Source organism: Halosimplex amylolyticum, assembly GCF_051414035.1.
Classification (GTDB): Archaea; Halobacteriota; Halobacteria; order Halobacteriales; family Haloarculaceae; genus Halosimplex; species Halosimplex amylolyticum.
Window position 1 is genome coordinate 2,041,763 of the sequence record NZ_JBLKNW010000001.1, and the last position, 20,603, is coordinate 2,062,365.

The window sequence follows — 20,603 nt, forward strand, 5'->3', positions numbered from 1 at the left end:
GTGATCGCGTCCGCTGGGGTAGAGAACCGACACCTCGTCACCGATCTCGCGACGGTTCTCACGGGCTGGGAACCGTGGTGCGTCCCTTTATGACGAGTCGACCTACGAATCGACGAGGACGAACGCTCGGAGGGAACCAAGAATGGACAACCCCACAGCGGAAGACGGCTCGAAGCGGCCCGTGACGGCGGACGACGCGACGGATGGGTCGCCGACCCTCACGGCGGAAATCGTCGAACCACGGGACCAGCCGGCCGAGTGTACCATCTTCCCGCTCGACGGGTCGGACACGCAGCTGGTCACACAGTGGATCACGGCGAAGGAGGGGGCGTTCGTCAGCCTCGAGGAGCGGCGATGAACCGCTCATGAGCCGTTCGGACAGATCCACCGATCGACCTGCAGGCGCAACCGCAGAATTCGTCGTACGGCCATCTGAGTCGCCGAGCATGCTGTCCGTTCTCGCCGTCGCGACGACGAAACGGTGTCGGCACGACCAGCTACGGCCCCTCCACGAAGTGGTCGATCCGGAAGCGGTCGACCTTCTGGTTCGGAATACGGACGGGACCTGCGTCGAGTTCGAATACGAGGGGTACCACGTGGCGATCGATAGCGAGCAGGTGCGGCTGAATGAGCCGAACAGTCCCGGATAGGCGGCGATGCCGACCCCGAACTGGGCGTATCCTTCTGGCCGTCGGGCTTCGATGAGGACATCGGCAGGAATCGAAACCTGAAACTGCCAAAGGATACGGATGCGGAGTAGCCCGGCCGATATCCGAATGCGGATCGGCCCGGCCGAGATATCCAAATGCGGAGTAGCCCAGCCGAGAGATCCGGATGCGAACCGATTCGGCCGAATCCACATCGGAGACGAACTCGACCGTGAGACCATGGGAACGCGATCGGCTGTCGTCGCCCGACCGGGCGCCGTTGTCGGAGCTCTCGGTGGGCTCGTCGGGCTGGGACTGCAGGGGCCAGGGCGCGCGACGCTGTGGCTCCTCCTCGGTTATTTCCTCGGAAAGTCCATCCAGAGCACGCTCTGGGCCATCAGGGGGAGACCGGCTTCCTGACGACACGACTGCACCGTCGTCACTCTCAGTTCTCGCTTCTCGCACACCAATCAAGGCCGTATAGAACGTCCTGTTCGGAACGGCCTCTACCGTACAGAAGTGCATCTAGCAGCGACGTTGAACGTCAGCGGTAGTCAGCGGCCGACACGACGGAACTGGTCCCGACCGATCACGACCGGTTTTCGGCTCTACTCTCGTCGTCGGCGTCGACCACCGACTCACCGTCGCCTTCGACCAGGGCTTTTCGCGAAACGACCTCGATGGTGGTCTCCGATCCGATGGCGGATCCGCCGTCGATCCGTTCGACGCGGAGGATCACGTCCTCCGGGTTGGTGCACCCGCAGTTGACGAACTCCTCCCACTCGTCTCCGACGGCGACCGGGCCGGCGTGGGCCCAGCGGAGGTACCGCCGATAGGTGTGTTCGGTCATGTTCTCCCGGAGCCACTCGCTGTCGGCGACCCACCAGTCGTCGTCCTCGTCGGGGTCCGTCTCCGGCGACCGGAAGGAGACGACGACGCGGTCGGCTTGATCCTCGACGGTCGACGGATCGGTCGTGTTGACGTTCCGTCGTCCAGTCGTTCCCATCAGTCTCCGGCCTCCGTGGGGATCGCTTCGGCGCTCTCCGCCGGGACGGACGCGCTCGATTCGAGCCACTCCTCGGCGTCCAGCGCGGCCATACTTCCCATGCCGGCGGCGGTGACCGCCTGCTGGTAGTCGGGGTCCATCACGTCGCCCGCGGCGAAAACGCCGTCGACGGCCGTTTCCGTGGTCGCCCAGGCGTCTTCGGCCCGCGCCGTCTGCACGTAACCGCTGTCGTCGAGTTCGACGGGAGTGTCACGGAGGAACGCCGTGTTGGGCTCGTGACCGATGGCGTAGAAGACGCCACCGACGTCGACTTCCTCGACGGCGACGTCCGTTCCGTCCTCGTGTCTCTCTTTCGGGTAGCCGTCGGGATGGGAGGCGATTCGCGCGCCGGTGACGCCATCGTCCTGAGACCCGTGGATTTCCAGTAGCTCGGTGTTCCAGGCGAACTCGACGTCGTCGTGTTCGCGTGCGCGGTCGGCCATGATCTCGGACGCTCGGAGTTCGTCCCGGCGGTGCAAGACGGTCACCGTGTCGGCGAACTTGGCGAGGAAGAGCGCCTCTTCCATCGCGCTGTCGCCGCCTCCGACGACCAGGACGTCGTCGCCCCTGTGGAACGCGCCGTCGCAGGTGGCACAGGTCGAGAGACCGTATCCCATCAGTTCGTCTTCGCCGTCGGCGCCGACCCAGCGGGCGCTGGCGCCCGTCGCGACGACGAGCGCGCGAGTCCGGAGCGTCTCGCCCGTCGAGAGCGAGAGTTCCATCGGCTGGCCGTCGAGTTCGGCCGCTTCGATGCTCCCGTGGCGGAACTCGGCGCCGAACTGCTCGGCCTGGTCTTTCCCGCGCTGGATCAGGTCCATCCCGCCGACGCCCTCGGGGAAGCCGAGGTAGTTCTCGACGTCGGTGGTGAGCGTCAGCTGGCCGCCCGGCTCGTCGCCCTCGAGGACGAGGGGGTCGAGGTCCGCGCGGGCGGCGTACACGGCCGCCGAGAGGCCGGAGACGCCCGATCCAGCGATGACGAGGTCCCGTGCGTCCGTACTCATTTATTCGGTGTACCTCTCGATCAGCGACCGCAGCTGGTCTTCGCCCTGCACGCCGACCACTTCCTCGACCTGCTCGCCGTCGGCGAACAGGACGAGCGTCGGCACGCCGCGGACGCCGTAGGCGCCGGCGAGCGGCTGGTTGGCGTCGACGTCGACCTTCGCGACGGCCGCGTCCGTCTCGGTCGCGAGCGAGTCGACGACCGGCTCTAACATCTTGCACGGGCCACACCAGTCGGCGTAGAAGTCGGTGAGGACCACGTCGTTGTCGGCGACGAACTCGTCCAGTTCGTCCTGTCCGTCGATGTGGACGGGGTCGGTCGGCGTCGAACTCGCTTCGGATGCGGTATCTGCTGTCATCACCACCGACTACGCCCTACCAGTAATTAAGAGTTTTGGCTGTATTGCACAATACTACACCGAGTCGCCGGACGGGTCGCTCGTTCGAAGCGAGTCACCAGAGCGGTCGCTCGTTCGAACGGGGGCGGCGAAGAAAATCGTTCGGCAGAGAGCGGTCGGCTACCCTTCGATCGACTGGGCCGTCGCGGCTTCCTGGTCGTATTTATCCTCGAACTCCTGGATGAGCTGGCCCATCTTGGCGTACCACTCGTTGAGCATCCGCTGCATGTCGTCGGCGATCTTCGAGGGGTCGGTCGGCTTGTACACGTGATAGTACCCACCCTGGTCGTAGTTCACCTGTTCTTTCTGGATGAATCCGGCCTGGAGCAGCCGCTGGACGGCTCGATAAGCGGTCGAGCGCTCACGGTCGACGGATTCGGCCAGTTCGTCGACGGTGAGCGGCTCTTCGGCGGTGACGAGCGCCCGGAAGCACTCCTTGTCGAGTTCCTTCAGCCCGTGGAAACACTCGAGGAGGCCCTCACAGACCATGTCCTGCCGGAGTTGTTCAGACATCGAATCTGGCATCGGTATCACGAGAGCGTACGGAATACGCGGTTATAAGACTTGTGTACGGTCCGTACAATTGTATCCACGGAACCCGGACGGACGAACTGTGGACCCGGTGTCCGCGGACGAACTGTCGGCCCGGCGTTCGCCGACGAACTGTCGGCCCGGCACCGGCGGACGGACGACAGGTCCTGCACCGGCGAACGGCCGACGGGCGTGGGGTCGACGGGCGCCGTTAGTCCGCGGTACTCGTCGCGGTGGCGGACTCGGTACGGAGTGCTCGAACGGAACTGACGACGACGGCTCCGGACACCAGCGCCGCCGCGCCGAGGATGATGACCAGCGAGACGGTCTGGAGCACGGGCACGTCCGCGAACTCTCCCACTTTCCGGATTGCGACGGCGATCGCGCCGAGCAGGAGCATCACGCCGAAGTACACCTTGATCTCGTCTTCGTCGACCAGGCTGGTCGCCGCGGCGCCGAGGCGGGCCCCTAGCGCACTGCCGGCGAGCAGCGGGACGACGATAGAGAGGTCGACCGCGCCGTCCATCGCGTACAGGAAGCTCCCGATACCCCCCGAGAAGACGATCTCGAAGAGGTCCGTCCCGACCGCGACCGGGACCGGGACGCCGACGAGGTAGAACAGCGCGGGCATGCGGATGAACCCGCCTCCCACGCCGAGGAAGCCCGACAGCAGCCCGGTGGCGAACGCGACCGCGAGGATCATCCACAGCGACACCGAGATCCCTCCGCGGAGACTCATCATCGGGGGGATCCGGTAGGACTGGATCGTCTTCGCGATGTCGGGGATGTCGTCGCCGTCGATCTCCCCGTCGGCCTCGTCGTGGCTGATACCGCCGCCGCTGTCTCCTCTCGTCGCGGTGTAGGTGATGAACACCCCGATCCCGCCGAGGAGACCGACGTAGATGATACTCACCACTGTGTCGGCGAGGCCCATTTCCTGGAGCCAGTGGAGGCCTATCTTCCCGACCTCGATGCCCGCGGTCGTGCCGGCGATCATGAGGACGCCGAGCTTGTAGTCGACCTGCCCGAGGTCACGGTGTTTGAGCGTCGCGATCACGGACGTCGCGAAGACGAACGCCAGCCCGGAGGCGACGGCGACGTTGGTGTCGTACCCCATCACCATGAGCGCAGGCGTGACGAGGAACGAACCCCCCATCCCGAAGAAGCCGAACAGGAGGCCGATCAGGACGCCGAACCCGGCGAACAGTGCGAGTAACGTCACTGCGACGCCGAACAGTTCCATCACGAATCCCCCCGTAGCGCCTTGACGAGCGCCGGTCCGGCCAGCCGTTCGAGGAGTCCGTATCCGACGTACAGGACGATCGCTTCTAGCAGGACGACTCCGATGACGAGGGCCGCGCCACCGACGCCGGTCGCGCTCTCAAGCCCGAACATCGGTCGTCCCTCCGCTGGATATTGCGTGGTTCATGGATTTCTACTCACGTCCCGGTAATCCACTGTGACACATAACGGTTTTGGAACTGCTACACAATATTACTGCAACGGATGGCACACCTAACCCACCGAAATACATCCGTACGTTATGGAAATATAGTCCCGTTTGGCGCGAGTCGAGACGGGGCGTTCCACGGGCCGAATCTCGCTTGCGCGCGGATACCGCTCCGGACCGGTCGGGCCGATCGAGGCGCAGGTTCCCGACCCCGATCGTGAACACCTCCCCGTTTCGAGAACGGATTTCGGTTCACTCTCGAACACATTGTATTGGAGAAACCAAACAATATTATACGCCCGGAACGTGTTCTCGAGTATGAGAGCGATTTACGCGACCGACCTCTCGGCGGCGAGCGAAGCGGCCATCGAGAACGAGACCTGTCTCGAGTGCCTCGAACGGATCGGCGTCGAGACGATCCACCTGGTCACCGTCGTCCCGTCGAACGTCCACCCCGGGATGCCGGGGATGAACCTCGAGGAGCGCCGTGAGCGCGCGCTCGGACGCTACCAGAACGTGATGGAGGAGGCGGGTTTCGGCGTCGAGACCCACGTCGTCCGCGGGACGCCGTACCGCCGCATCAACGGCATCGCGGAGACGGTTCGCGCGGACCTGACGATCGTTGGTTCCCGGGGACAGAGCCCGCTCGCGAACCGAGTGATCGGTTCGACCGCCCGGAACCTCGCCCGGACGACCATCGTCCCGTTACTCGTGAACCGAGTCGAACGCGAGGACGACGACCCCCAGGTGCTCCGCGAGCACCTCTTCCAGCGGGTCCTCTTCGCGACGGACTTCTCGGACAACGCCGGGCGGGCCTTCGACGCGTTCTCGTACCTCCGCCACGCGACCCAGGAGGCGACGCTCGTCCACGTGGAATCACCGAAAGACCAGAGCGAGACGGACCCCGAATCGGCGCTTTCGGACCTCGCCGAAACGCTCGAAGCCTGGGACATCGAGACCGAGATGGAGATCCGACAGGGAGACCCGGCCGAAGAAATTCTCGACGTCGAAGCGGCGGTCACGCCCACCACGACGCTCGTCGGGTCGCGCGGGCGGAGTCGCCTCCGACGACTGATGCTCGGGAGCGTCTCCGAGGAAGTGGTCGCCCAGGCAAGGGGGAACGTCTACCTGGTCCCGCCGCCACGCACGGCCTGAAGACACGGTCCGCCCGTCGAGCCGGGACTGGCCGCACGTCGCCCACCCGACCGCCGGGTGGAGAACTGGCCGCACCCGACGCTTCGCGTCGTCTCGTTTTCAGTCGCCAGAGCGCTGATCGGCCCCAGAGCAGTCAGGACCAGCCGTGGGTCACCCCAGCGAGCACCATGACTGCGCCGACGAGGAAGTAGATCCCCTCGATCGCGGTCCACGACGGTTGATCGAGGAGGAGCACTTCGGCGACGATCCAGACCATCAGGAGTCCACCTGCGACCACCGAGAGCAACGCGCCAGCGGCGGGATCCGTCAGTACGCCGTACGCCGCGACCGCCGCGCTTCCGCCGACTACTACCGCGAGGAGGAGGCCCGGGAGGAGGAAGGAATCGAACGGCGTCCCCGTGAGCCACTTCTGTGGTAGCGGATCGATCCCGGTGGCCATCGCGACCCCGCCACCGATAGCCGTCAGTGCGACGAACCCGTCGAGGATCGCGAGCGTGTACTGGACGAGCGTCGGCACGGTAGTCCTCCACGAGGTGCTACGTCCGAGAGCGACAAAACGCTGCTCGTGAGTGCGGTACACGAGCGGCAAAACACTACTCGTGAGTGCGGTACACGAGCGGCAAAACACTACTCGTGGGAGAGGGCTACGAGTGGAAAACCATTGCTCGTAACCGAGATCCACGAGCGGAATACCATTGCTCGTAACTGAGATCCACGAGCGCCCGGACGCGGCAGCCGCGCAGTCAACGCCGTCCGATCGGGCCGTCGACGCGAGCAGACGATACCCGTTGGTTCCCTCGTCTCGGCAGCGGGGGCTTCCGCGTTCCGTGGTCGGTTCCCCGGTGTCGCCCTGGTCCGCCCAGGGTGCTACGATGCCACTGGGAAGAGCGCAATCGCGCCGTAGCCGAGGACGAACGCGACGCCGAACGACGCGACCCACGCGCCGACGGTCACGAGGATCTTTCTCGCGCTGATCGCGTCACTGCCGCCCACGGCCGCGCCGCTCCCGATGATCGCGCTGACGACGATCTCGTTGAACGACACGGGGACGCCGAGCAGGACGGCGAGCTGGGCGATCAGGAACGAGGGGACGAGCGCGGCGATCGACCGCCGCGGGCCGAGCGAGGAGTAGTCCTGGGCCAGCGACTTGATCATCCGCGGCGCGCCCGTCCACGAACCGACGAGGATGCCGAGGCCACCTCCGACGAGGACGGCGAACGACGAGACCAGCGTCACGTCGTCGAGGATCGGGAGCAGCGGGCCGACCGCGAGCCCCACCTGGCTGCCGCCCGCGGAGAACGCGACCAGCGACCCGAGGGCCAGCAACATTCGCCTGAGTCCGTCGGCCTCGTCGCGGCGGACGTCCCAGGAAACCAGGCCGGCGACCGCCACGGCCACGAACAGGGAGATGGCCGCTGTCGCTCCGAGGCCGTCGAGACCCAGGAGTCGTCGTGCGACAGCTGCGAGCGACCCCGGCGTCCCGTTCGGGCCGAGGAATCCGAACTCGACGTTCGCGAGGACCGCGCCGACGATCCCGGCCAGGATGGCGACGCTGTACCGTTCGGGAACGTCGGGTCGGGGGAGCACGCTGGCGATCGCGAACGCGATGCCGCCGCCGACGAACGGCGTCAGTACCCAGACGGTGCCGATCTCGAGGTACTTCGGCCAGACGGGCGAGCCGCCGAGCGCGAGTCCGACGCCGACGACCGAACCGGTGACCGTGAACGCCGTCGCGATGGGGTAGCCCGTCTTGATGCCGACCGCCATGAGTCCCGCTCCGATCGTCAGGACGGCGATGACGCCCGTGACCGGCAGCGTCACGCCACCGATCAGGCCGCGACCGACGGCCTCCGAGACGTTCGCTCCCTGCGTGACGGCGCCGGCGAGTCCGAGGAGGCCCACGACGAAGGCCGCTCGCATCGTCGAGATGGCGTTGGCGCCGACGGCGGGTGCGAACGGCGTCGCGCCGCTCGAACCCGCACCGATGACCCACGCCATGAACAGACTCGCCAGTCCGGCGAGCAAGAACAGCGCGACGAGAGAGACGTTCATCAGTGTTCAGAAAGTGGGAGCGGTTAGTCTGCCGCCGACGCGGCGGCGTCCGTCTCCGCCGTACGACTCCGCCAGTACCCCTGGACGTACGCGCCGAGGAACATCCCGGCGAGGGCCCAGAGGATCGCGACGTTACCCGTCCCGAGGCTGGCGTAGGCGGCGCCGGGGCAGATGCCCGACAGCCCCCAGCCGACGCCGAAGATGGCGCCGCCGACGAGGACGTTCCGGTCGAACGGCTTCAACCGCCGCTCGTAGGCGTCGCCGGTCAGCGGGGCACTGTCGCGTATCCGGGGCACCAGTGCGAAGGCGATCCCGGAGACGATGGCCGCGCCGAACATGACGAACAGCAGTCCGAAGTCCTCGAACTGGAGGAAATCCAGTACGACCTCCGGCCGCGCCATGTGGCTGAATCCGAGCCCGAACCCGAAGATCAGGCCGCCGAGGAGTATCAGCGGCATGAACAGGGGATGACGATTCGCGCTCACGGTTACGGTGCCACCCCCAGTGCCGAGACGACCTGGGCCGTCCCGATGGCCACCGTCAGGAACGTTATCACGCCGGCGATGGACGTCTTCGAAGCCGATCCGACGCCGCAGACACCGTGACCCGACGTGCAGCCCTTGCCGAGCCTGGTTCCGACCCCGACCAGGATGCCGCCGAGGAACAGCCGCCACGGCTGGACGGTCGTCGACCAGAGCGTCACGCCGCCGACGTCGTACAGCTGTCCGGTGGTTCCCGGCTGGTAGAGCGAACTCGACACCAGCCCGGACTGGACCGTCGCCGCGAACGCGAGTCCGCCGAGGACGATCCCGAGCGTGAACACGACGCGCCAGTCCCGGGAGGCGACGTACCGCTGGAACCGCGACTGGTCCGAGACGTACGACAGCGTCGACTCGAGGAACGTGCTCGCACCGGCTGCGATCCCGGTCCCGAGGTAGATCACGACGGCGCCGAGCCCGACGAGGAACCCACCGACGGCGTACCGGCTGATCCCGTTCGGGAACAGCTCGGCGGCCAGCTGGAGTGGTGCTGTGTCGATCACGGTCGGTCCTCGTCAGTCACCGGCGAGCGACTCCTGGCTCGCGGCGCAGTTGTTCGGGCCGAGTTCGAGGGTGAACGCTTCCTCGTCGTCGACCGCGTTCTGTCCGAGGTTCGTCGCGATGATGTCCTCGTAGTTGGCCGGACGTGGCGGCATGTCCGAGAGGATCAGGTCGACGAACTCGTCTTCGTCCATCGTCAGGGCGTCCATCTCCGCGACCAGGTCGCCGATCGGCGCGGTGTAGGTCCCGTCGTCGGCGGGGACCGCGGCGTCGCTGAAGTGCGCGCCGCCGACGAGCGTGTCGTCGGGGAGACTCAGGACGCGGTCCTGGAGGGAACCGTACAGCATGCGCGCGGCGTCGGGCGCGCCGTCGTCGCCCTCTTCGAGGTCGGGACGGGCGACCGACTCGATGAACAGCCCGTCGCCGGTCGCGAGCAGGCTGTCGTCGACGAGGTAGGAGGTCATGCCGGTCGTGTGACCGGGCGTGTAGACGGCCTCGATGGTGGCGTCGCCGACTTCGAAGACGTCCCCGTCCTCGGCGGTGGTCAGTTCGTCGGCGTAGGTGACGCCGCGGTCGACCGCCGCCGCGGGGATGACGCCCTCGACGCCCTCCTCGTCGAGGTCGCGGACGCCCGAGATGTGGTCTGCGTGGATGTGCGTGTCGAGCGCGTACTCGATGTCGACACCGAGGTCGTCGGCGTCTTCGAGGTAGCGGTCGGTGAACGCACGCAGGGGGTCGATGATCGCGGCTTCGCCGTCGTCGTAGAGCAGGTAGCCCAGACAGCCCGACGAGGGCCGCTGGTACTGGAGGAGCGTGCCGGCGCCGTCGTAGTCGGTGACCTCGACGGCCTCGTAGATGCTCGCCCAGCCGTTCATGCCGTCTTCGAGGTGGTCGACGTCGTAGCCGCGCTCGGCGAGCGTGCCCGCGACGTACTCGCTGGCGCCGCCCTTGGCACAGAGGACGGTCACGTCGCGGTCGGCCGGGATCTGTTCGAGAACGTCGTCGTCGATCTCGTCCTCGAGGAACTCGAAGTACGGGACGTTGACCGATTCGACGCTCTCGCCGTCGATCCGCCACTCCTCGTAATCCGATTGCATGCGCGCGTCGAGGAGCGTGACGTCCTCGCCGTCGTCGATGCGCCGCTTGAGCGTTTCCGGATCGGTACTCTCCACTTCGACATCCGGCGTCGGGAAGTCTTCTGCGTTCATGTCGTACACCCCCATCTACTGGGTAGGGACACAAAAGCGTTTGCATAGAAATCCACCTACCACACAATACCGTTGCGTCAATTTGACGCCGGGCATCTCGAACGTAGGAATTCAGCGATGATGGGGCTGTTGTAGCGGGCCTCGATATACGGGGTGTTTATGGTGTGCACAAGAACCAACATTCTTTTAACCGTGGCTGCGGTATTGTGCATTAGCTCCAAGACAGACCAACGGAGCAGATCAACCATGAGTGCAGAATTCGACATCACGGAGACGCTCGACGTGAAAGGTGCATCGTGTCCCATGCCGGTAGTCAAGACGAAGTCCGCCGCGGACGAGCTCGACGAGGGCGAGGTCCTCGAAGTGCTCGCGACGGACCCCGGTAGCATGAGCGACATCGACGGCTGGGCCGAGGGGACCGACGGGGTCGAACTGATAGACCAGGTCGAGGGCGACGACGTGTACAGGCACTACGTCCGCAAGACGGAGTAAGAATGAGTACGGACACACCCGACGCGCCGGCCGACGACGCCCCCTCGCGTGCCGAACTCGCCGCGCGCGTCGAAGAGCTAGAGACCGCGCTCAGCGACGCCACCGAGGACGACGACACGCAGAAGATGTCCATCATCGCGACGAAGGGGACGCTCGACATGGCGTATCCCCCGCTCATCCTCGCGAGCACGGCGGCCGCGTTCGGTTACGAGGTGACGGTCTTCTCCACGTTCTGGGGACTGGACATCCTCCACGAGGAACGGTCGAAGAACCTCAAGCTGAGTTCCGTCGGCAATCCCAACATGCCGGTCCCGAACGTCGTCGGCGCGCTCCCCGGCATGGACCGCGTGACGACGTCGATGATGGAGAAGAAGATCGACGACAACGACACGGCCACCATCGAGGAGCTCATCGAGACGAGCCTCGACATGGGCGTCGAGTTCCAGGCCTGCCAGATGACGATCGAGCTGATGGACTACGACGAGGACGACTTCTACGACGGCGTCACCACCGGCGTCGGCGCCGCTACCGCCATCCAGGACATGGCCGACGCGGACATCCAGCTCCTCGTTTGAGCGCACACGAACAATGAACGACCTACGCGGACGCCCCACCGAACGCATCCTCGCGGCGGTCGCCGAGACGGAGGGCACCGACCCGGCGACGATGGAACCGCCGCTCGGTGACGTCGTCGATCCGGACGCCCTGCACGACCTCCTGACCCAGGAGTCGAGTCCGACGGGAGAACCGATCGAGGTCCAGTTCTCCTACCGGGGCCACGATATCGTCGCCGACGCGTCCGGAGATATCGACGTCAGATAGCGCTCTCGAAGCGCACGCCCGTTTCTCACTACCCGTTACACGGACCGACGGGACCGAAGGTCAGACGGTCTCCGCTATCGATTCGGTCCGTCCCCGCGCTCGGTCCCGAACTCCATCCCGGACCGCATGAACTGTGCGAGGATCCGTCCGATGCTGGTGTCGGCGGTCCACATCGCTTCTTCCTCGACCGGCTCGCCGCGCTCGGTCGCGGCAGCGAGCAGGACGGTCGATCCGTCGACCAGCAGCGCCCGGCCGGCGAAGTCCCCGGGGTTGTCCTCGTTCATGAGCACCACCTCGACTGCGTCGCCGTCGAACCGCTCGACCAGCGACGATTCGGCCGTCAGCACCGTGACGCTGATGCCGTCGGCCGCGCGCTCGCGCAGCGCTCCGGCGATAGCCGTCGAGATCGACCCCGTTGCCGGTGCCACCAGTACCACAGAGTCGGCCGCGTCGACGACGAGTTCCGCGATGCGCTCGTCGATCGGCTGTCGGCCGCGTAGCGTCGAAACGTCTTGCCCGCCGCGGTGGTCCGGTTCGTCGGTCCGAAGCGCGTCGAGGTTGTCGAAGGCCCGTTCCTCCGCCCGATCGACCCGCGACCGGAGTTGCTCGCGTGCCGCATCGAGGCTCACCGGGCGATACTGCTTCGGTGCGGACTCGATCACCTCGGTCAGGCCGCGCTCGACGAGTTCGTCGGCGGCCCCGTACACCTGCGAACGAGGTACCTCGGAGACGTCGCTGATCTCGGCGGTGGTGGCCGTCCCTAGCTGCTGGAGGGCGACGAACACCCGCGCCTCGTAGTTCGACAGTCCCAGTCGTTTCAGTGCCGATATCGCGTCCTGTGCGCTCATGGTGCTCCGATCCCGCTGTCGACGGCCTCGCCGGCAACCGGCAACGTACTCGCGAACTCCGTTTAGTTCGCCTAAATGCTGCTCGGTCCCGGGCGACATATAATTTGTAGAATTATACAATACTTATGTCTCCCCCTTCGGTAGGGTCGAGCATGTCACTGGCGGACCGGTACGCGGGTTTCGTCACCGACCACAGCAAACTGGTGATCGCGACGGTGATCGTGGCGACCCTCGTCGTCGGGAGCGGGGCGGGGGATATCGACAGCGAGCTCTCGATCGCGAGTTTCAGCAGCGACTCCACCGAGGCGGACAAACTCGCGTACGTCGAGTCGAACTTCACGACCGAGGGCGAGAACACGACCGTCACGCAGGTCGTCGTCACCGGTGACGACACGCTCACCAGGGCGTCGCTCCTCGAAACGTTACGGTTCCAGCGGACGCTCCTCGCCAATTCGACCGTCAACGACACGCTGCGTGAGCGCCAGCCGATCGTCGGCCTGTCGAACGTGGTGGCGACCGCAGCGATCCAGCGGGACGGCGGAGGGGATCGGGGGCGACCGGGGCCCCCGTCTCTCGACGCACAGATCGAACAGCTGAGCTCGATGTCCGAGGAGGAGGTCCGGACCGTCGTCGCGGCGGTCCTCGATCCCGACCGGTCCGGGACCGGCCCCGTCGATCCGTACACGCTGTTACCGACCGAGTACGAGGCCGGGTCGACGACGGCGTCCGGTCGAATCGTGTTCGTCTTCCACGACACCGGAGGCGCCGACGAACTGCCGCCCGACGTCGTCGACGCCCAACTAGCCGTCGACGCTCTCGCCGGTGACGCCATCACGGAGACCGGCAGCTTCGTCTTCGGGTCGGCGATCGTCGACGAGGAGTCCGGGCAAGCGACCGGGGAGAGCTTCGCTATCATCTCGCCCGCCGCACTCGTACTCGTCCTGCTCGTCCTCGGGATCGCCTACCGGGACGTGCTGGACGTGCTTCTCGGTCTGGTCGGTGTCGTGCTGGTCCTCGCCTGGATGGGTGGCGTGATGGGCTGGGCCGGGATCGGCCTCACGCAGATACTCATCGCCGTCCCCTTCCTGCTGATCGGATTGAGCATCGACTACGCGCTTCACGTGGTGATGCGCTACCGGGAGGCCCAGGTGGAAGCGCCCGACCGGTCACCCAGAGCGGCGATGCGCCGCGGGGTCGCGGGCGTCGTCGTCGCCATCGGTGCGGCGACGGTCACGACCGCGGTCGGGTTCGCGTCGAACCTCGTCAGTCCGATCCAGTCGATCCAGGAGTTCGCGATCGTCAGCGCCGCCGGGATCCTCTCCGCGTTCGTGGTGTTCGGTGTCCTCCTCCCGCCCCTGAAGATGGAGATCGAGGAGCTGCTGGAACGAGTGGGATTCACCCGGCGAAAGCGACCGTTCGGGCAGCGCGGACCAGCGGCCCGTCTGCTCGGCGCCGGAACCGTCCTCGCGCAGCGGGCACCGGTGATCGTCCTCGCCGTCGCGGTCGTCCTGAGCGCCGGCGGCGCCGCCGCGGCGACCGACATCGACACGTCGATCGACCAGGTCGACTTCCTGCCCCGGGATTCGCCCGCCTGGATGGACTCGCTCCCCGAGTCGTTCCAACCCGGCGACTACGACGTCCGGGCGAACGCGATCTATCTCAACGAACAGTTCGTCCAGTCGCGCGCCCAGTCGCGCGCGGAGTTCCTGGTCGAGGGCCCGGTGACCGACCCCGGGACGCTCGACCGCCTCGCGGAGGGTCGTCGATCGCTTTCGAACGCGTCGACCGCGGTGACGCTGGCCGACGGCGGACTCCGCGTGACCGGACCGGGGGAGACGATCCAGCGGGTCGCAGCCGACAACGAGAGCGTCGCGAGCGTCGTCGACCGGGCCGATACCGACGGCGACGGGATCCCCGACGAGGACCTCGAAGCCGTGTACGACGCCGTCTACGCGGCCGCGCCCGAGGAGGCCGCTGCCGTGTTCTACCGCACGGACGGCGACTACCGCGCGCTCCGGGTCTCGGTCGCGCTGCGCGGCGGTGCGAACACCGGGACGGTCACCGAAGAGATGCGCGGCGTCGCGGCGGTCGTCGAGACGGACAGCGACCTGACCGTCACCGCGACCGGCCAGCCGGTCGTCCAGGAACTGGTCCAGCGGAGTCTACTCGACACCCTCGTGACCGGATTCGCCATCACCTTCGGCGTCATCGTCCTCTTTCTGACCCTGATCTTCCGGCGCCGGTACCGAACGCTCTCGCTCGGTTCGGTCGTCATGTTGCCGGTCGTCCTCGCGCAGGCGTGGGTCTTCGGGACGATGTATCTCGCGGGGATCTCGTTCAACACCGAGACCGCGATCATCGCCTCCATCGGGATCGGGATCGGCGTCGACTACAGCATCCACATCGGCGAACGATTCGTGGAAGAACGGCGCAGGCGGGGTGACCGGGGCCTCGCGCTCCGCGAGACGCTGCAGGGGACCGGAGGGGCTCTCCTCGCCAGTGCGGTCTCGACCGCCGGCGGGTTCGGCGTGTTGATGCTGGCGCTGGTCCCGTCGCTCCAGCGCTTCGGCTTCCTCACCGCGACGGCCATCGGCTACGCGTTCGTCGCGAGCGTGCTCGTGTTACCGAGTCTCCTCGTGCTCTGGGACCGATACGTCGGACTGCCTGCCGCCGAACCGGTCTGATCGTCCGGCGGGGATCGAACGACTGGATTTTCGGAGACACGCGATCCGGGTCGAGACCCCGCTTCACGTGATGTTTCGACCCCGGAGTCGAAGCGTCGGCGTTCAGGCGGTCTGTTCGGTCGCGTCCGTCCGGGACTCGCCGATCGCCCGTGCGATCGCGAGCACGTACCCGAGCCCGTGCTGGACGTCGGGGTCCCGGGTGGCCATCAATAGTCCCACGGGTCCGACGCGTTCCGGCGGCTCGTCCTCGGCCTCCCCGAGGCCGTTCAGCACCGTCTCGATCCCGTCGCGGGCCTCGTCTTCCGCGGCGTTTTCGGCGATCTCACCGAGCGACGCACCGGTACCCGCGAGGGAGGTGACCATCTCGTCGTCGAGTGCGGCGGTCACCAGCGACGCGACCCCCGCGAGTTCGACCAGGTCGTCCAGCGCCCCCGACCGCTGCAGCACGACCAGCGAATCGAGCGCGTCTCCGAGTTCCTCGCCGTTGGCCCCGACGGTCTCGGCCAGCCCGACGGTCTCCTCGGTCGCGATGCCGTCGGCGGACTCCGCGAGCGTCGCCGTCGTCCCGGCGATGTCGCGCGCCATCTCGTCGGTGAGGGCGCTCTCGCCGAGCGCGAGCACGTCGAGCAACTCGTTGACGGCGTCCAGCCGACGGACGAGCGCGGCGACGGCCTCCGGGTTCTCGGCGATGGCCGCCTCCAGTTCGGTCTCGCTCCGGGACATCTCTTCGGACATAGTCAGAGGAGCCCCCGCGCGGTGAGCCAGTAGGACTCGTTGTACCCCAGTTTCGACCAGTGGAGCGCCTGCGACGGCGGCGCCGGCGACGGCGGGTTCTCGTAGTCGAACTCGACGAACGACGCGGCGTCCATCCCCGTCTCGATGAAACACAGCGTCTTCCCGTCGTACCGCGCGGTCGCGGGCCGTCCGCGGATCTCGCCGGCGAGGCGTTGCCCGACGACGCCCGCCTGGTAGTGGGCGACGCTCCCCGCGTTCGGGACGCCGGTTTCGGCCGTGTCGCCGAGCGCGTACACGTTCTCCGCCGCTTCGGCTTCGAGCGTGTGCTTGTCGACGTCGACCCAGCCGCGGTCTCCGAGTCCCGCTTCCTCGATCATGTCGACGCCCCGATGCGGCGGGATCGACACGAGGAGGTCGTAGTCGAGGTCGGTCCCCTCCATCGAGGTCACGGTCTTCGAGTCCGGGTCGACCTCCTCGGCGTTGAAGAACGTCTCGACGTCGATGTCGCGCTCGTCCATGAGCGGGCGGGCCCACTCGGCGATGTTGGGGTTCCCGTGGACGCGCTGGATCGGGTACGTGTACGTGATGTCGACCTCGTCCCGGAGGCCGCGTTCGCGGAACCAGTCGTCGGCCATGAAGACGAACTCCAGCGGTGCGGCCGGGCACATGTGGGGAGTCCCGACGACGCTCAACACGAGGTGGCCCTCGGTGAACGACAGCAGCTCCTCGCGGAGCGCTTCGGCCCCCGGCTCGCTGTAGAAGTCGTGGCCGGCGTCCCTGAGACCGGGTATCTCGGCCGGCGCGAGCGTCGAACCGGTCGCGAGGACGAGGTAGTCGTACTCGATGGGGTCGGGGCCCTCCATACTCTGGAGCTGCCGGGCGTCGGTGTCGATCCCGGTCACGTGGTCGATGCGGACCTCGACGCGGTCGTCCACGAGGTCGGCCAGCGGTCGACGCCCGTCTGCGGGCTCGCGCTGTCCGAACGGGACGTACAGCCACACCGGCTTGTACACGTGGTCGGGGTCGTCGTTGACGAGTGTCACCCGAACCTCGCCCGAATCGATTTCAGACTCCAGTCTGTCGGCGAGGTCGTTGGCGAGGACGGTCCCGCCGGTCCCACCGCCGACGATGACGACGTGTTCGGTCATATCTTCTCCACGTAGAACTCGTAGTGGTCGTCGACCTCGTCGACCGCGTGGACTTCGTTCCCGGATTCCTCGGCCCACTCGGGAACGTCGGTGAGCGACCGCTCGTTGTCGCTCAGCAGCAGCACGACGTCTCCCGACTCAAGGTCCCGGATCTTGCCGATGAGATCCATCAGTGGGCCCGGGCAAGCCGCTCCGCGGGCGTCGACAGTCGCGACAGGGTCGATATCGGTCTCGCTCATGGTCACAGATGAAGATTCGAGCGGGACGTATTAATATTGCGTGTCTTTTCCAAGACCGTGAAAACCCTCCCCGACGACGTTCTTCGCGACATCGACCGAACAGGTCGCGCTTCGAGGCCGGCTCCGACGTCGGCCGAAACCCCCGCTCTCGGCGCCTGACAGCGGTGTCCCGTGACCTGCTCGAAGCGGGGACGACGAACCGTTATCCAGTCGTCTCGGACCGGAGTTCCGAACGGACGCGCTCGGTCGTCTCCGCGAGTCCCTCGCTGATCTCGACGGGGTACGCCGCCGGGTCCTCGATAGAGCGCACGTCAGGGGGGAGGTGTTCGAGCGTCTCGAGCGTTCGATCGCGGATCTCGTCGAGAGGCGGCGACTCGTACACGACGTCGCCGTCCCGGACGACGTCGACCAGGAGCTCCCGACCGACGGTGTCTTCGTCGGCGCGGGCGAGTACGTCCCGGCGGAAGCCCGAATCGTCGACGACCCGGCGGACGCTCTTCGCGCCGGGATAGGACACCTTCCCCGCGGAGAGCTTCATGCTCGGGCGGAGCTCACCCTCTTCCTCGACGGCGACGAGCTTGTAGACGGGGTTGAGGGTGGGGGCGTCGTCGCTCGTCGCGAGCGACGTCCCCGGACCGAACCCGTCGGCGACGCCGCCGTCGGCGAAGAACTCCCGGAGGAAGAACTCGTCGACCCCCGAGGAGACGAACACGTCCATCTCCTCGGGCAGGATATCGCGGACCGTGCGCGAGAGCGCCGCGAGGTCCCCGGAATCGAGTCGAACGCCGCGGACGTCGACGCCCATCTCGCGAGCGACGTCGACGGCGATTTCCGCGCCGGCGACGGTATCGTAGGTGTCGATCAGGAGGACCGAATCCTCGCCGTAGACGCCGACGAACGCCTCGAAGGCGGTTCGTTCGTCGGGGAAACTCTGGACCCAGGAGTGGGCCATCGTCCCGGTGACCGGGAGGTCGAACGCCTCGGCGGCGGCCTCGTTCGACGTCCCGTCGACTCCGCCGACGTAGGCGGCGCGGGCGGCTTTCACGCCGGCGTCGGTACCGTGAGCGCGTCGCGACCCGAAGCTGACCAGGGTCTGGTCGTCGCCACGGCGTCGGACGACGTCCCGCATCCGGGCGGCCTTCGTGGCGATCAGGCTCTGAAATCCGATCTGGTTGATCAGGAGCGTCTCGAACAGCTGGGCCTGCTCGATCGGTGCCGTCACTTCCAGCAGCGGCTCGTTCGGGAAGACGGCCGTCCCCTCGGGGACGGCGCGGACGTCGCCGGTGAACTCGAACGCCGAGAGGAACTCGAGGAACGACTCGGGGAACCCCTCCTCGCGGAGGTGTTCGAGCGCGCGCGGACCGAACGAGAGATCCCGGAGATACGCCAGCGCCTGTTCCAGGCCGGCCGCGATCACGTACCCCCTGTCGGTCGGCAGCGACCGGAAGTAGAGTGAGAACGTCGCTTCGGGAGTGTGCCCGGTCTCGCGATACCCCCGCATCATGGACAGCTCGTATCTGTCGGTGAACAGGGCGAGCGTCTCTGGCGACACGTAGCCAAACCGGGGTTCGCTCATACGGCAGTTACTCGCGGCAGCAACAAAGAGGTGGGGCCGACGCGCCGAGCGACCGGATCGACGCCGCAGTCCGGACGGCTGCCGTGCCGCGAGGGGACGAGGTGGGGTGTGGCTCCCTGCGCGTCGTACCGTCCACTTTCCGGAAGCGTCGGGCCACCCACGGCGGACGGACGTCCCGGCGTGTGACACGCTCCAGCAACTTGATACGCGTCAAGAACGTATCGATTGATATGTACGACACAGTCCTGGTCGCGACCGACGGGAGCGCCGACGCGAACAGAGCGACGACGCACGCGCTGGAACAGGCCGAACAGCACGGCGCGGCGTTGCACGCCATCTTCGTGGTCGATACCGACCGCCACTCGGAACCGGCGCTGAGCAGTATGGAACTGGAGACCAACGAGATCGAGACGTGGGGCAACGAACAGCTGCGCGAGATCGCCGAGCGGGCCGACGGACTGGACGTCGAGGTCACCAGCCGGTGCTGTCACGGGAAACCCTACGTGGAGATCATCAACTACGCCGACGAGATCGACGCGGACCTGATCGTCCTGGGCTATCACGGACACTCTCACACCGGACCCGGTCACATCGGAAGCGTGACCGACCGTGTCGTACAGAACGCCGGCAGACCGGTTCTGGTCGCCGCGTGAGCGGCCTCCGCTCGGTCGGTCCGCACCGTCTGTCCGACCTCGGGGGGATCGAGTCCGTGGTCTCCCGTGCCGTCAAAACGAACGCTGAGAGCACTCCCGGACCCGATGACACTATCAGCGGAGCGTCGCGGCGAACCAGTCGGCCGCCGCGTCGGCGACCGCTTCGAGCTCTCCCTCCCCTTCGAAGAGGTGTCCCGCGCCGTCGACGACGCGCAGTTCCGTCTCGGAGGTGAGCCGGTCGCGGGCCTCGCGGTTGTACTCGAGTACCTGCGTGTCGGCCCCGCCGACGACGAGCAACGTCGGCGCCTCGACGGCGTCGAACACCTCGGCGGCCATGTCCACCCGCCCGCCGCGCGCGACGACCGCGCCGACGCCGTCCAGACGCGCCGCCGCTCTGAGCGCGGCCGCGGCGCCCGTACTGGACCCGAAGTAGCCGACGTCGAGGTCCCGGGTGCTCTCGCGGGTTCGTAGCCACTCGGTGACTGCGACGAGGCGGTCAGTCAGCAGCCCGATGTCGAAGCGGTTCTCCCGGAACCGGTCTTCTTCCTCGGTGAGCAAGTCGAACAGTAGCGTCCCGAGACCCCTCTCACGGATGACCTCCGCGACGAAGTTGTTACGCGGACTCTTGCGACTGGATCCGCTCCCGTGGGCGAACACGACCAGTCCCGTCGCTCCGTCCGGGATCGCGATCGTCCCTTCGAGTTCGGCTCCGTCGACCGGAACCGAGACGAGTTCCTCCCCCGTTTCGTTCATGTCAGTGAGTACGTCCCCGACCGACTTCACCGGCACGGTGGTCACGTTCTATTGAGAAGTGTGCCTGGATAGGGGGTCGCGGTGACACCGCGATCGAGTCCGATATCGCTCCCCGCAAGCGGTGACAG

25 protein-coding genes are annotated in these 20,603 nt (G+C 66.8%); 8 read left to right on the forward strand and 17 right to left on the reverse strand.

All coding sequences use genetic code 11. The features are described from left to right. Positions 1–142 precede the first annotated feature (142 nt). On the forward strand, positions 143–358 hold the full coding sequence (locus ACMGFE_RS09820) for a DUF7511 domain-containing protein (RefSeq protein WP_436924977.1): 216 nt from the start codon (positions 143–145) through the stop codon (positions 356–358). Positions 359–365: 7 nt separating this feature from the next. Continuing rightward, positions 366–650, forward strand: a complete 285-nt coding sequence (locus tag ACMGFE_RS09825; protein ID WP_436924978.1) for a HalOD1 output domain-containing protein — start codon at positions 366–368, stop codon at positions 648–650. Between the two features lie 586 nt (positions 651–1,236). On the opposite strand, the gene ACMGFE_RS09830 is transcribed toward ACMGFE_RS09825, so the two are convergent. The 6 genes from ACMGFE_RS09830 to ACMGFE_RS09855 form a co-directional block, all read right to left on the reverse strand. Further along, entirely contained in the window at positions 1,237–1,653 is a 417-nt protein-coding gene (locus tag ACMGFE_RS09830) for a DUF7968 family protein (RefSeq protein WP_436924979.1), read from the reverse strand. Beyond that, positions 1,653–2,693 carry an NAD(P)/FAD-dependent oxidoreductase gene (locus ACMGFE_RS09835; protein ID WP_436924980.1) on the reverse strand — a complete coding sequence of 347 codons (1,041 nt, stop codon included), beginning with the start codon at positions 2,691–2,693 and terminating at the stop codon, positions 1,653–1,655. The genes ACMGFE_RS09830 and ACMGFE_RS09835 overlap by 1 nt, the downstream gene beginning before the upstream one ends. Beyond that, the gene (trxA, locus tag ACMGFE_RS09840; protein WP_436924981.1) at positions 2,694–3,050 is read right to left on the reverse strand and encodes a thioredoxin; all 357 of its coding nucleotides are present in this window, start codon (positions 3,048–3,050) and stop codon (positions 2,694–2,696) included. Positions 3,051–3,209: 159 nt separating this feature from the next. Next, positions 3,210–3,614, reverse strand: a complete 405-nt coding sequence (locus tag ACMGFE_RS09845; protein WP_436924982.1) for a helix-turn-helix domain-containing protein — start codon at positions 3,612–3,614, stop codon at positions 3,210–3,212. 217 nt (positions 3,615–3,831) lie between these two features. Continuing rightward, positions 3,832–4,863 (reverse strand): sulfite exporter TauE/SafE family protein, encoded by a 1,032-nt coding sequence (locus ACMGFE_RS09850; protein WP_436924983.1) that lies wholly within the window; start codon positions 4,861–4,863, stop codon positions 3,832–3,834. Further along, entirely contained in the window at positions 4,863–5,015 is a 153-nt protein-coding gene (locus ACMGFE_RS09855; RefSeq protein ID WP_436924984.1) for a DUF7512 family protein, read from the reverse strand. Before ACMGFE_RS09855 ends, ACMGFE_RS09850 begins: the two co-directional genes overlap by 1 nt. A 373-nt stretch (positions 5,016–5,388) precedes the next feature. Between ACMGFE_RS09855 and ACMGFE_RS09860 the strand changes: the two genes are divergently transcribed. Continuing rightward, complete coding sequence (locus ACMGFE_RS09860) at positions 5,389–6,225, forward strand: universal stress protein (protein WP_436924985.1); 837 nt, start codon at positions 5,389–5,391, stop codon at positions 6,223–6,225. A 133-nt stretch (positions 6,226–6,358) separates the two neighbouring features. Here ACMGFE_RS09860 and ACMGFE_RS09865 read toward each other — a convergent pair whose 3' ends face one another. From ACMGFE_RS09865 to ACMGFE_RS09885, 5 genes are all read right to left on the reverse strand, one after another. Further along, the gene (locus tag ACMGFE_RS09865) at positions 6,359–6,742 is read right to left on the reverse strand and encodes a hypothetical protein (RefSeq protein WP_436924986.1); all 384 of its coding nucleotides are present in this window, start codon (positions 6,740–6,742) and stop codon (positions 6,359–6,361) included. Positions 6,743–7,092: 350 nt separating this feature from the next. Then, a complete protein-coding gene (locus tag ACMGFE_RS09870) occupies positions 7,093–8,277 on the reverse strand; it encodes an inorganic phosphate transporter (RefSeq protein WP_436924987.1) in 1,185 nt (394 codons plus the stop codon). A 23-nt stretch (positions 8,278–8,300) separates the two neighbouring features. Further along, positions 8,301–8,735, reverse strand: a complete 435-nt coding sequence (locus ACMGFE_RS09875; RefSeq protein WP_436925170.1) for a YeeE/YedE family protein — start codon at positions 8,733–8,735, stop codon at positions 8,301–8,303. Between the two features lie 29 nt (positions 8,736–8,764). Beyond that, positions 8,765–9,319: a YeeE/YedE family protein gene (locus ACMGFE_RS09880; protein WP_436924988.1), complete on the reverse strand. Its 555-nt coding sequence runs from the start codon at positions 9,317–9,319 to the stop codon at positions 8,765–8,767. A 12-nt stretch (positions 9,320–9,331) separates the two neighbouring features. Further along, positions 9,332–10,525, reverse strand: a complete 1,194-nt coding sequence (locus ACMGFE_RS09885) for an MBL fold metallo-hydrolase (RefSeq protein WP_436924989.1) — start codon at positions 10,523–10,525, stop codon at positions 9,332–9,334. 246 nt (positions 10,526–10,771) lie between these two features. Between ACMGFE_RS09885 and ACMGFE_RS09890 the strand changes: the two genes are divergently transcribed. The 3 genes from ACMGFE_RS09890 to ACMGFE_RS09900 are packed head-to-tail and all read left to right on the forward strand — an operon-like array spanning position 10,772 to position 11,839. Beyond that, positions 10,772–11,017, forward strand: a complete 246-nt coding sequence (locus tag ACMGFE_RS09890) for a sulfurtransferase TusA family protein (RefSeq protein WP_436924990.1) — start codon at positions 10,772–10,774, stop codon at positions 11,015–11,017. A 2-nt stretch (positions 11,018–11,019) separates the two neighbouring features. Next, positions 11,020–11,592 (forward strand): DsrE/DsrF/DrsH-like family protein, encoded by a 573-nt coding sequence (locus ACMGFE_RS09895; protein WP_436924991.1) that lies wholly within the window; start codon positions 11,020–11,022, stop codon positions 11,590–11,592. A gap of 13 nt (positions 11,593–11,605) precedes the next feature. Continuing rightward, positions 11,606–11,839: a HalOD1 output domain-containing protein gene (locus ACMGFE_RS09900; RefSeq protein ID WP_436924992.1), complete on the forward strand. Its 234-nt coding sequence runs from the start codon at positions 11,606–11,608 to the stop codon at positions 11,837–11,839. Between the two features lie 74 nt (positions 11,840–11,913). On the opposite strand, the gene ACMGFE_RS09905 is transcribed toward ACMGFE_RS09900, so the two are convergent. Next, complete coding sequence (locus tag ACMGFE_RS09905) at positions 11,914–12,687, reverse strand: TrmB family transcriptional regulator (protein WP_436924993.1); 774 nt, start codon at positions 12,685–12,687, stop codon at positions 11,914–11,916. Positions 12,688–12,839: 152 nt separating this feature from the next. Here ACMGFE_RS09905 and ACMGFE_RS09910 point away from each other — a divergent pair, with 152 nt between their 5' ends. Then, complete coding sequence (locus tag ACMGFE_RS09910; RefSeq protein WP_436924994.1) at positions 12,840–15,371, forward strand: efflux RND transporter permease subunit; 2,532 nt, start codon at positions 12,840–12,842, stop codon at positions 15,369–15,371. 102 nt (positions 15,372–15,473) lie between these two features. On the opposite strand, the gene ACMGFE_RS09915 is transcribed toward ACMGFE_RS09910, so the two are convergent. From ACMGFE_RS09915 to ACMGFE_RS09930, 4 genes are all read right to left on the reverse strand, one after another. Continuing rightward, on the reverse strand, positions 15,474–16,106 hold the full coding sequence (locus tag ACMGFE_RS09915) for a helical membrane plugin domain-containing protein (RefSeq protein ID WP_436924995.1): 633 nt from the start codon (positions 16,104–16,106) through the stop codon (positions 15,474–15,476). A 2-nt stretch (positions 16,107–16,108) separates the two neighbouring features. Then, positions 16,109–17,254, reverse strand: coding sequence for an NAD(P)/FAD-dependent oxidoreductase (locus ACMGFE_RS09920; protein ID WP_436924996.1), 1,146 nt, complete (start codon positions 17,252–17,254; stop codon positions 16,109–16,111). Continuing rightward, complete coding sequence (locus ACMGFE_RS09925; protein WP_436924997.1) at positions 17,251–17,493, reverse strand: sulfurtransferase TusA family protein; 243 nt, start codon at positions 17,491–17,493, stop codon at positions 17,251–17,253. The genes ACMGFE_RS09920 and ACMGFE_RS09925 overlap by 4 nt, the downstream gene beginning before the upstream one ends. Before the next feature lie 202 nt (positions 17,494–17,695). Beyond that, a complete protein-coding gene (locus ACMGFE_RS09930) occupies positions 17,696–19,069 on the reverse strand; it encodes a nicotinate phosphoribosyltransferase (protein ID WP_436924998.1) in 1,374 nt (457 codons plus the stop codon). Between the two features lie 230 nt (positions 19,070–19,299). On the opposite strand from ACMGFE_RS09930, the gene ACMGFE_RS09935 reads away from it, so the two are divergent. Then, the gene (locus ACMGFE_RS09935; RefSeq protein WP_436924999.1) at positions 19,300–19,722 is read left to right on the forward strand and encodes a universal stress protein; all 423 of its coding nucleotides are present in this window, start codon (positions 19,300–19,302) and stop codon (positions 19,720–19,722) included. A gap of 114 nt (positions 19,723–19,836) precedes the next feature. On the opposite strand, the gene ACMGFE_RS09940 is transcribed toward ACMGFE_RS09935, so the two are convergent. Further along, positions 19,837–20,475, reverse strand: coding sequence for a dienelactone hydrolase family protein (locus ACMGFE_RS09940; RefSeq protein WP_436925000.1), 639 nt, complete (start codon positions 20,473–20,475; stop codon positions 19,837–19,839). Between the last annotated feature and the right edge of the window lie 128 nt (positions 20,476–20,603).